Source organism: Metabacillus fastidiosus NBRC 101226, from assembly GCF_001591625.1.
Classification (GTDB): domain Bacteria; phylum Bacillota; class Bacilli; order Bacillales; family Bacillaceae; genus Metabacillus; species Metabacillus fastidiosus.
In genome coordinates this window covers 1-9,126 of sequence record NZ_BCVG01000131.1, presented here as the reverse complement: position 1 = coordinate 9,126, position 9,126 = coordinate 1, and the positions used below count along the sequence as shown (strand labels likewise).

Genomic DNA, 9,126 nt, shown 5'->3' with positions numbered 1-9,126 from the left:
TTACTGCACGTTAAGGCTGGGATAAAATCTATGGAGGTTAACGTTATGGAAAGGAAATGGAGCTTAAGGCTGATTCGTTTAGCAGCGATTTTTGGCTTGTTAGGGGCAGTAATGGGTTCACATATGGCGGGTTCAGGAAGTTACCAATTCCGTCCTATTCATGCGCATATTTTAGTTGTCGGCTGGCTGTCTATTTTTGCATGGGGCATGTTCTACCGGATGTATAAAATAAAGTCTGCAAAATTAGTATCTATTCATGGATGGACGGCGGTAATAGGTTCAATCGGTTTAACAGCGGGTATGTGGTTAAATGGATTAAAACCATTTAATATGAATGAAACATTTGCATTAATATTTTACATAGTTGGAGGAACGATTCTTTTAATAAGCTTCGGAATCTTCATTATTACAACATTTATGATTGATACTAAAGAAGGTAAGGGAGCCCTATGAAAATTGTAAAAGAGAAAAAACAATGGTTTATTATATTATTATGCTGGATTCTTGCAGCAGTTGTACTCTCCGGTATTGCACCGGGTGCGAAAGAGGAAACATCACCTAGTAAAAACGCAGGATTGCCGGAAACATCTGAATCTATCCAGGCAGAAAAAGCATTAAAAGAATATTTCCCTTCATCTGAAGGTGTTCCGCTTTTTGTCGTTGTTTATGATAAAGACGGTTTAAAGGAAAAAGATACTGAACAAGCAATGATTCATATCGAAAAAGTAATGAATGATGCAAAAAAAGATTTTACAGTTATTCCACTGTCAAAAATGCCGGTACAAGCACGTGCATCATTCTTTTCTGAAGATAATACAACCTTCTTTCTTCCTGTAATGTTCCCTAAAGACATGGAGAACAAAGATGTGAAGATGACAATGGATGAGCTGAAAAAGGAAGTAGCAAAGGAATTGCCGTCTAACTTAGAAACATATTTTACAGGTCCTGCAGGAATTATGGCAGATACGTATGAAATGTTCTCTAAAGCAGATGTCGTCTTAATTTTAGCTACAGTTGGTTTAATATTCGTTATTTTAATCCTTATTTACCGCTCTCCACTACTAGCGTTTATTCCATTAATTGGGGCGGGTATTGCGTATTCAGTTGTCGACCGCTTACTCGGTTTGATGGGGAAATATGATTGGTTTGCAATGGACAGTCAATCATTATCTATTATGATGATTTTACTATTTGCAGTTATTACTGATTATTCGTTGTTATTATTTTCACGTTTCCGAGAAGAGCTAGAGAAAAGTCTGTCTGTTAATGAAGCAATGAAGAATGCATTGAATTTTGTTAAAGAACCGATCATCTTTAGCGGTAGTACTGTACTTTTAAGTATGCTGACATTATTCTTTGCAGTGTATGAGTCTTATCGCGGCTTTGCACCTGTGTTTGCAGTAGCAATTGCAATTATGCTGATTGCGGGTCTAACTTTAATGCCAGCATTATTCGCAATTGCAGGAGAAAAATCATTCTGGCCGTCTAATCCGAGAAAACGTGCTGAAAAGCGTGCAGGAAAAGAAGGATTCTGGTATAAACTTGGGCGCTTTGTAACAGAGAAACCGTGGATTTCCTTAATTCCAATCGTTATTTTATTAGTATTTTTCACTTCGATGACAAGGCATGTTAACTATTCATTTAATCTGCTAGACTCATTCCCGAAAGAAATGTCATCGATTCAAGGTTATAATAAATTAAATGATGCCTTTTCTGCTGGGGAAATTGCACCGAGTACAGTCATTGTTAAAGCAGAAAAAGATCTGTCACAAGAACAGATTCAAAGTTTAGTAGATCAATTAAATGACCGTGAAAGCGTATCTAAAGCAGAAGTGCAAGGTCATCCATACGCTGAGGGCCATCAAAACGTAGCAAAAATAAATCTTGTCTTAAAAAATAACCCATATACAGAAAAAGCATTTGATGACATTGAGAAACTTCGAGATGATTCAAAGAAAATATTAAAGGAAAGCAAGATTGATTATGCAAGTATGTTAATTGCCGGGGAAACCGCGCAAAATGCAGATGTTCGCAATATAAGCCATGATGATGAAATAAGGATTATCATTTTAACTACCGTGCTGATTATGATTATGCTTGGTATTCAAACTCGTTCATTATTAGCACCAATTTATATGATGGCGACAATTCTTTTATCATTCGGGGCAGCACTTGGGTTCAGCGTATTTTTCTTCCAGGATATACTTGGATATACCGGAATTAGTTACCGTATTCCGCTGTACACATTTGTATTTTTAGTAGCACTTGGAGTAGACTACTCCATTATGTTAATCTCTCGTATTCGTGAAGAAAAAGAACGTTTGCCGATTAAGGATGCTGTTCGGGAGGGTGTTAGTAAAACAGGTGGTGTTATTTCATCTGCTGGGCTGATCTTAGCTGCTACATTCGCGGTTTTAATTACCCAGCCGGTGATGGAGCTTCGTGTATTTGGTTTTGCCGTAGCTGTTGGAATACTTGTTGATACATTTATCGTACGTCCGATTGCAATTCCAGCTTTAATTGTTATATTAGGTAAGTATAGCTTCTGGCCTAAGAAAATAAAATAGAAGAAATGGACAGCCCTGCTCATTAATATGAGAGGGCTGTTTTTTTATTTACTATACAAATTATATTGAAAAGGTTTTATAGAGAAAAGAAACGGGTATGAAATAAATACGAGACAAAGCAGAGCATATTTTTAACTCTAACAGATACGTCTAAAGGAGGATTTGTGATGAAACGTCTTTCGTTTATAAAGTCATTGCTTACGGTTGCAGGTATGGGGATATCTGTGGCAATGTGGCTTTCTTCTAAACAGAACAGAATAAAAGTTCAAAATGTATTTAGAGAGTTAAAGTCTAAAATTAAACCCTGTGCTTTTGAGAAAAATAAAAATCATCCTGTTGAAAAAGGAGGCAATCCCCAGCCTTATGATTTACCAGATAATGAAATGGTAAGCGAAGGCGCTATGTACTCTGTAAAGTTTTATAATGAAAATATGCAGTGAACAGTGTTGCAGCTGAAGACTCAAACTTTGAGGTGTATTAGGGAAATAGACATGTTTTATATAGACCACACAAAGAGGGAACCATCATTTTATTTAATAAAATGGTTCTTTCTTTGTGTTTTATATGGGAAGGTATGTATGTTTATATGTAGGACACTTTACTTTTAGGTCGTTCGATTCATTTTTAGTTCTTTATGAATTGTTATAATAGAAAAAAGGACAACTTAGTACTGTTATTTAAGTTGAGAGAAGAGCGGAATGATTGGGAGTTTCCATGTTACAATAGGTTTGATTTAGATAAAAAGTGTAGCTCGAAAAATAGTTTTTTATTTATATAACTAGGGGGAGTAGAGATGGATAAACCGAATCAGTTTGTTCAATACATTCAAATACATCGAGAAGAATTGCTGAATGAGTGGACAGAGCAAATCATAAGTATAGATGATCAAAAAGTATCTAGTATTATATCAGATCAAATGTATACTAATATTTGTAATGAGTATATAAATATACTAGTTAATCATTTTATGGTTCAAGATAAAGATTCAATGGAAAATATTATTGATTATTCTCATAGATTAGTTCAATTAGGATGGGGTCTCGGTTTTATTATTGATAGCTTGGGTGTGTTTGGAAAAATTCTCTTCAAGCATATGGCTGAGGATTCTTCAGAAATGGAACAGATGAAGTTTGTTTGGGAGTATGACAGATGGATCAGTCCTATTAATCGGGAATTGCTTAACCAATATGCCTCATCATGGCAAAAGGCAGTAAATTTACAAAAAATTGCTCTTCAGGAACTATCTGCACCTCTTATTCCGATTTTTGACAACATTACAGTCATGCCTTTAGTAGGAACGATTGATACAGAAAGAGCAAAACGTATTATGGAAAATTTACTGCAAGGGGTTGTAAAACACCGTGCTCAAGTAGTTTTAATTGATATAACAGGAGTCCCCGTAGTAGATACGATGGTTGCTCATCATATTATTCAAGCTTCTGAAGCTGTCCGATTAGTTGGTGCGAAATGTTTAATTGTTGGAATTCGTCCAGAAATTGCACAAACAATTGTTAATTTAGGAATTAATTTAAATCAAATTATTACTAAAAATAGTTTACAAAAAGGTGTCGAAGCTGCATTGGAAATGACTAATAGAAAAATTATATCAACGGGGGAGTAAGAAATGCCTGCGAGAATACCAATATTAAAGTTATATAATTGTTTACTTGTTTCCATTCAGTGGGAGCTTGACGATCAAACTGCTTTACATTTTCAAGAGCATCTGCTTCAAAAATTGCATGAAACAGAAGCAAGTGGTGTTGTTATCGATTTAACTTCTGTCGATATCATTGATTCATTTATTGCAAAGGTTCTTGGTGATGTCATTAGTATGTCTAAATTGATGGGCGCAAAAGTAGTTTTAACTGGTATTCAGCCAGCTGTCGCTATTACATTAGTCGAATTAGGTATACACCTTCAAGATGTTCAAACGGCACTAGACTTAGAAAAAGGCTTAGAAACATTACAGCGGGAGTTGGGGGAGTAGCATATGGAGAACGAATCCTATGTTAAAATAATTACTGAATGGGATATCGTTGCAGCTAGGCAACTGGGCAGAAATGTCGCGAAGGAGCTTGGATTTGGTACGGTGGACCAAGCGAGAATCACGACAGCAATTTCTGAGCTTGCACGTAATATTTATTTATATGCTGGAAAAGGTGAAATGCAAATTGAGCGGATAAATAAATTTGGTAAAAAGGGGTTAAAAGTGATAGCTCTTGATAATGGTCCCGGTATCGATGATATTAGACGAGTGATGGAGGATGGATTTTCTACATCAGGTGGCTTAGGAGCGGGATTGCCGGGAGTTAAGCGCTTAATGGATGATTTCGATATTACATCCTCAGTAGGAAAAGGAACTACTATTCAGGTGGTGAAATGGCTTCGTTAGGAGAGTGTTAGAGATGGATTTTAAAGATAGTTTAGAATCAGATTATAGGGAAATACTAAGAAGCTATCTTAAAGAATCGAACGAAATAGCTTTATATCGAGGACAGAAATTTAGTAGAGAATCAATTAAACAGCAAATATCACCTGAAGAAATCATCAGTTTGCATTGTAGAGTATTGCAAGATTTATTCCCTGATATTCAAAAGGAAGTTCTGTCTTCCTTCGATTTTCTCTTAGAAGTAATGATGGACTATGGTCTAGCTTATCAGGAACATCAAAGTTTAAGAGATCGACAGCTCGAAATTAAATCAGAAATTCAAATTGCTGCAAATGTTCAAGAAACGTTATTAGAAACGAAAATTCCTCAAGTTAAACATTTAGATATTGGCGCAATAAGCGTCCCTGCAAAACAAATAAATGGAGATTATCACCACTTTGTTCAAGATGAAGAGAGTATTAGCATAGCCATCGCAGATGTGATTGGAAAGGGAATACCTGCAGCACTTTGTATGTCAATGATAAAATATGCAATGGACAGTTTGCCAGAGTCAAGAAGAAATCCTCATCATGTTTTAGAAAACTTAAATAGGGTAGTAGAAAATAATGTTGACCCGAGCATGTTTATTACAATGTTTTATGGTGTATACGATACTATTAAACATATTTTTACATATGCTTCAGCGGGACATGAGCCCGGTTTCTATTATAATTCCTCAACTGATATATTTGAAGATATTATTGCGAAGGGTCTAGTATTAGGTGTTGATCAGGATGTCCAATACCACCAGTATGAAAAACAAATAGAAGCTGGTGACATGATTGTTTTATTATCAGATGGTGTAACAGAATCAAGGACAGAGGAAGGTTTCATGGAACGTTCGGTTATTACTGATTTAATTAGAGAATATAGGGATCTGCCTGCTCAGGAAATGGTAGAGAAAATCTATCGGAATTATGAAAGGGCTCAAGACTTCCAAATTAGGGACGATTTTACTCTTATTATTTTAAGACGAGAGGTTTAACAATCGTTTAAAGCGGGTAGTTAGTAAAGTATGCGAAGTTATTTTCTTGAGGTGATAATTGATGGATATAAAAATAGATAAAAATTTTAATAATGAAACAGCAATTGTTCTTGTTTCAGGAGAAATAGACGCATTTACTGCTCCAAAGTTAAAGGAGGAATTACTGCCCCTTACGGAGGAACAGAAAATGACACTTATCGTTAGTTTGGAGGATGTCTCCTACATAGACAGTACCGGCTTAGGTGTATTTGTTGGTTTGTTTAAACAAATAAAGAAAAACGATGGTGAATTAAAGCTTGTTAATTTATCAGAGAGATTAAGAAGACTTTTTGAAATTACCGGCTTAAACAATATTATTGATATTTCTTCTGAATCAGAGGTGGGAGATAATGAAACAATTGGTTGATTACATTGAAATGAGAGTACCGGCTAAATCAGAATATGTAGCAGTAATCAGATTAACGCTTTCAGGGATTGCTAATAGAATGGGATATGAATATGATGCAATCGAAGATTTAAAAATTGCAGTTAGTGAAGCATGTACGAATGCTGTGCAGCATGCTTATAAAAATGTTGAAGATGGAAATATCGTTGTAGGCTTTGCTATTTATGAAGGGAAATTAGAAGTAATGATTGCGGATAATGGAAAAAGCTTTGATTTTGAAAAAACAAAGAGCGAATTAGGTCCATATTCTGAATCAAGTCCTATTGATGACCTTTCAGAGGGAGGTTTAGGTATATATTTGATGGAAACGCTCATGGATGAAGTCCGGGTGTTAAATAACGCTGGAGTAACGGTCTTCATGGTTAAGTATTTAAGTGAGGAGCGTGTAAATCATGACCCAACCATCTCAAGCTATAAAGCGAACTAAAGAAGAAGTTACTGAGCTTATCTTGGAGTTCCAACGGACAGAGAATGGAGAAGCTCAGACGATTCTCGTTGAACATTATGCTGCGCTAGTTGCAAGTCTTGCTAGAAAGTATTCAAAAGGAAGAATTTTTGATGAAGATCTACATCAGGTAGGAATGATCGGTCTCTTAGGAGCAATAAGACGATACGACCCATCGTTTGGCAAGTCGTTTGAGGCCTTTTTAATTCCTACTATTATTGGAGAAATTAAGCGTTTTCTAAGGGACAAGACTTGGAGTGTTAATGTTCCAAGACGTGTAAAAGAATTAGGTCCAAAAATCAAAGCTGCAGTTGATGAACTAACAAATAAAAATCAGAGATCACCAAAGGTTCGGGAAATTGCGGATTATTTGGATGTTACAGAAGAAGAAGTGCTAGAAACGATGGAAATGGGGAAAAGTTACCAGGCACTGTCTGTGGATCAGTCTATTGAAGCTGACTCTGATGGCAGTACGGTAACTATTCTTGACAGTGTAGGGGCTTATGAGAAAGGTTTTGAGAAAGTAGATCAGAAGCTTCTGCTTGATAGTATCCTTCATGTTTTATCAGAAAGGGAAAGAGAAATTATCCATTGCACGTTCCTAGATAATAAAAGTCAAAAAGAAACAGGTGAGTATTTGGGAATTTCACAAATGCATGTCTCTCGTATCCAAAGAAGAGCGATAGAAAAATTAAAATTGGCACTCATTAGAGATGCTAAATAGGATTAAAAAATGATTAAATCGGAAGAAAACCGACATGTACAAGCATTAGCATATCAAATTCAAAAAGAAGGCAATTGGTGTAATGGTGACAGCTTTTTTATTAAGGCAACCAAAGATTATTTTATTTGCGTAGTAGCAGACGGTTTAGGGAGTGGTGAACACGCAAATCATTCTTCTAGCGCTATTTGCGATGTTGTAGAAGAGTATCATGACAGGGAAGTGGACGAGTTAATAGACTGCTGTAATAATGTATTAAAGGATAAAAGAGGAGCAACAGTTGCTATTTTAAAGGTTGATTTTTCACTTAGAAAATTTACTTATAGCGCCGTTGGGAACATCCGATTTGTTCTTTACTCTCCGTCAGGCCTCTATATTTATCCACTTCCTATTTTGGGTTATTTATCCGGAAAACCGCAGAAATACCGTACGGAGACTTTTTCATATGAAGAGAACTCCACCTTTATTATTCATACAGATGGACTTAATCTTCCTGAGGTGAAGGGATTATTAAGAGGTTATCAAAATCTTGAAGATATGAAAAATTATTTAGAAATGTATACAAAAATTAGAAGTGATGATTTAACATATGTTGTTGGGAAGCTTCTTTAAAATGAATAAACAGGTGAGAATACCGCCTAATTCGTAAAATAACTTCATACGAATTAGGCGGTATTTTTTGATTAAGTATATATGAATTTATCTATTCTATTGATTTTGATAAGTGTTTCATGTTTCTTTCTACATGGATTCCGTCACCTTCAAGGATAAGTAAGAAAGTATCTCCCTTTTTCAATGTTGTAAAGAAGGAAACTAAGGAAGAGAAGGTATCACAGTTTGTAAGCACCTGACCTTTGTTTAAAAAAAGATTTGATTTATAATGTGTAACTTTTTTAAAAAAATGGAAGATTTTTTCGAGGGTTAGGGCCCCTTTGTAAGTAATTGATACTGAGCGTATGGCCTTCATATATAATCACCTCTTAAATTCTAGTCACTTCATTAATTACCCCGAACTATTATTTTATAAACATTATTTTGAAATTTTAATTATTTTATATGGATAAATGTAAAGAGCTCACCGAATGGTGAGCTCTTTACATTACATTTTGCTTTTAAACTCATCATAATCCTTGACTAATAATAAAATCTTTCCTTTATCCAGTTTTTCTTCATATAGATTTGCTTCGTCTGTGGAGAGTCCAACTTCCTCCATTTTATTCCTCAATTGATCCCCTGTTTTCTCAAACATATTGATTACATTTGTTCCTAAGCGCTGTTCATCCTCTCCAATAATATTTGCATTTATATCACTGGCAATTTTCCTTGTTTGTTTCTCATCATGTGTTAAAACGAAAAGCTTGCTTTGGCAAACTCCTTTTGATTTTAATTCCTCTGCAGCACGTAAAACTTCCTGCTCATTATTAAATTCTTGTACAAGGGTCTGCATCTTTGTATCGACTCCTTTTTTAAATAGTCATTTATACTGCATAAATCCAACATACTGATTCTACATTCCTCACATATTAGGATAACTA

At 35.3% G+C, this 9,126-nt stretch carries 12 protein-coding genes; 11 read left to right on the top strand and 1 reads right to left on the bottom strand.

Features of this window, described 5'->3' with window-relative positions; genetic code table 11:
- Window positions 1-45 precede the first annotated feature (45 nt).
- From BFA01S_RS19385 to BFA01S_RS19335, 11 genes are all read left to right on the top strand, one after another.
- Complete coding sequence (locus BFA01S_RS19385) at window positions 46-453, top strand: hypothetical protein (RefSeq protein ID WP_066234771.1); 408 nt, start codon at window positions 46-48, stop codon at window positions 451-453.
- The gene (locus BFA01S_RS19380) at window positions 450-2,567 is read left to right on the top strand and encodes an MMPL family transporter (RefSeq protein ID WP_066234769.1); all 2,118 of its coding nucleotides are present in this window, start codon (window positions 450-452) and stop codon (window positions 2,565-2,567) included. Before BFA01S_RS19385 ends, BFA01S_RS19380 begins: the two co-directional genes overlap by 4 nt.
- 167 nt (window positions 2,568-2,734) lie before the next feature.
- Window positions 2,735-3,007 carry a hypothetical protein gene (locus BFA01S_RS19375; protein ID WP_066234766.1) on the top strand — a complete coding sequence of 91 codons (273 nt, stop codon included), beginning with the start codon at window positions 2,735-2,737 and terminating at the stop codon, window positions 3,005-3,007.
- A gap of 353 nt (window positions 3,008-3,360) precedes the next feature.
- Window positions 3,361-4,188, top strand: a complete 828-nt coding sequence (locus BFA01S_RS19370; protein ID WP_066234763.1) for an STAS domain-containing protein — start codon at window positions 3,361-3,363, stop codon at window positions 4,186-4,188.
- Window positions 4,189-4,191: 3 nt separating this feature from the next.
- Window positions 4,192-4,554, top strand: coding sequence for an STAS domain-containing protein (locus BFA01S_RS19365; protein ID WP_066234760.1), 363 nt, complete (start codon window positions 4,192-4,194; stop codon window positions 4,552-4,554).
- A 3-nt stretch (window positions 4,555-4,557) separates the two neighbouring features.
- The gene (locus BFA01S_RS19360; RefSeq protein WP_066234758.1) at window positions 4,558-4,959 is read left to right on the top strand and encodes an anti-sigma regulatory factor; all 402 of its coding nucleotides are present in this window, start codon (window positions 4,558-4,560) and stop codon (window positions 4,957-4,959) included.
- Window positions 4,960-4,972: 13 nt separating this feature from the next.
- Window positions 4,973-5,980: a PP2C family protein-serine/threonine phosphatase gene (locus tag BFA01S_RS19355; RefSeq protein ID WP_066234754.1), complete on the top strand. Its 1,008-nt coding sequence runs from the start codon at window positions 4,973-4,975 to the stop codon at window positions 5,978-5,980.
- 61 nt (window positions 5,981-6,041) lie between these two features.
- Window positions 6,042-6,386: an anti-sigma factor antagonist gene (locus BFA01S_RS19350; protein ID WP_066234753.1), complete on the top strand. Its 345-nt coding sequence runs from the start codon at window positions 6,042-6,044 to the stop codon at window positions 6,384-6,386.
- On the top strand, window positions 6,370-6,852 hold the full coding sequence (gene rsbW, locus BFA01S_RS19345) for an anti-sigma B factor RsbW (RefSeq protein ID WP_066234747.1): 483 nt from the start codon (window positions 6,370-6,372) through the stop codon (window positions 6,850-6,852). Before BFA01S_RS19350 ends, rsbW begins: the two co-directional genes overlap by 17 nt.
- Window positions 6,818-7,594 (top strand): RNA polymerase sigma factor SigB, encoded by a 777-nt coding sequence (sigB, locus tag BFA01S_RS19340; RefSeq protein ID WP_066234745.1) that lies wholly within the window; start codon window positions 6,818-6,820, stop codon window positions 7,592-7,594. The genes rsbW and sigB overlap by 35 nt, the downstream gene beginning before the upstream one ends.
- A 9-nt stretch (window positions 7,595-7,603) precedes the next feature.
- Window positions 7,604-8,203 carry a PP2C family serine/threonine-protein phosphatase gene (locus tag BFA01S_RS19335; RefSeq protein ID WP_066234743.1) on the top strand — a complete coding sequence of 200 codons (600 nt, stop codon included), beginning with the start codon at window positions 7,604-7,606 and terminating at the stop codon, window positions 8,201-8,203.
- A gap of 487 nt (window positions 8,204-8,690) precedes the next feature.
- Here BFA01S_RS19335 and BFA01S_RS19325 read toward each other — a convergent pair whose 3' ends face one another.
- The gene (locus BFA01S_RS19325) at window positions 8,691-9,038 is read right to left on the bottom strand and encodes a YflT domain-containing protein (RefSeq protein ID WP_066234737.1); all 348 of its coding nucleotides are present in this window, start codon (window positions 9,036-9,038) and stop codon (window positions 8,691-8,693) included.
- Window positions 9,039-9,126 lie beyond the last annotated feature (88 nt).

Bases quoted from the DNA above. Each gene is read 5' to 3' on its own strand.
- BFA01S_RS19385 (WP_066234771.1), top strand. From the start codon at position 46: ATGGAAAGGAAATGGAGCTTAAGGCTGATTCGTTTAGCAGCGATTTTT.
- BFA01S_RS19380 (WP_066234769.1), top strand. From the start codon at position 450: ATGAAAATTGTAAAAGAGAAAAAACAATGGTTTATTATATTATTATGC.
- BFA01S_RS19375 (WP_066234766.1), top strand. From the start codon at position 2,735: ATGAAACGTCTTTCGTTTATAAAGTCATTGCTTACGGTTGCAGGTATG.
- BFA01S_RS19370 (WP_066234763.1), top strand. From the start codon at position 3,361: ATGGATAAACCGAATCAGTTTGTTCAATACATTCAAATACATCGAGAA.
- BFA01S_RS19365 (WP_066234760.1), top strand. From the start codon at position 4,192: ATGCCTGCGAGAATACCAATATTAAAGTTATATAATTGTTTACTTGTT.
- BFA01S_RS19360 (WP_066234758.1), top strand. From the start codon at position 4,558: ATGGAGAACGAATCCTATGTTAAAATAATTACTGAATGGGATATCGTT.
- BFA01S_RS19355 (WP_066234754.1), top strand. From the start codon at position 4,973: ATGGATTTTAAAGATAGTTTAGAATCAGATTATAGGGAAATACTAAGA.
- BFA01S_RS19350 (WP_066234753.1), top strand. From the start codon at position 6,042: ATGGATATAAAAATAGATAAAAATTTTAATAATGAAACAGCAATTGTT.
- rsbW (WP_066234747.1), top strand. From the start codon at position 6,370: ATGAAACAATTGGTTGATTACATTGAAATGAGAGTACCGGCTAAATCA.
- sigB (WP_066234745.1), top strand. From the start codon at position 6,818: ATGACCCAACCATCTCAAGCTATAAAGCGAACTAAAGAAGAAGTTACT.
- BFA01S_RS19335 (WP_066234743.1), top strand. From the start codon at position 7,604: ATGATTAAATCGGAAGAAAACCGACATGTACAAGCATTAGCATATCAA.
- BFA01S_RS19325 (WP_066234737.1), bottom strand. From the start codon at position 9,038: ATGCAGACCCTTGTACAAGAATTTAATAATGAGCAGGAAGTTTTACGT.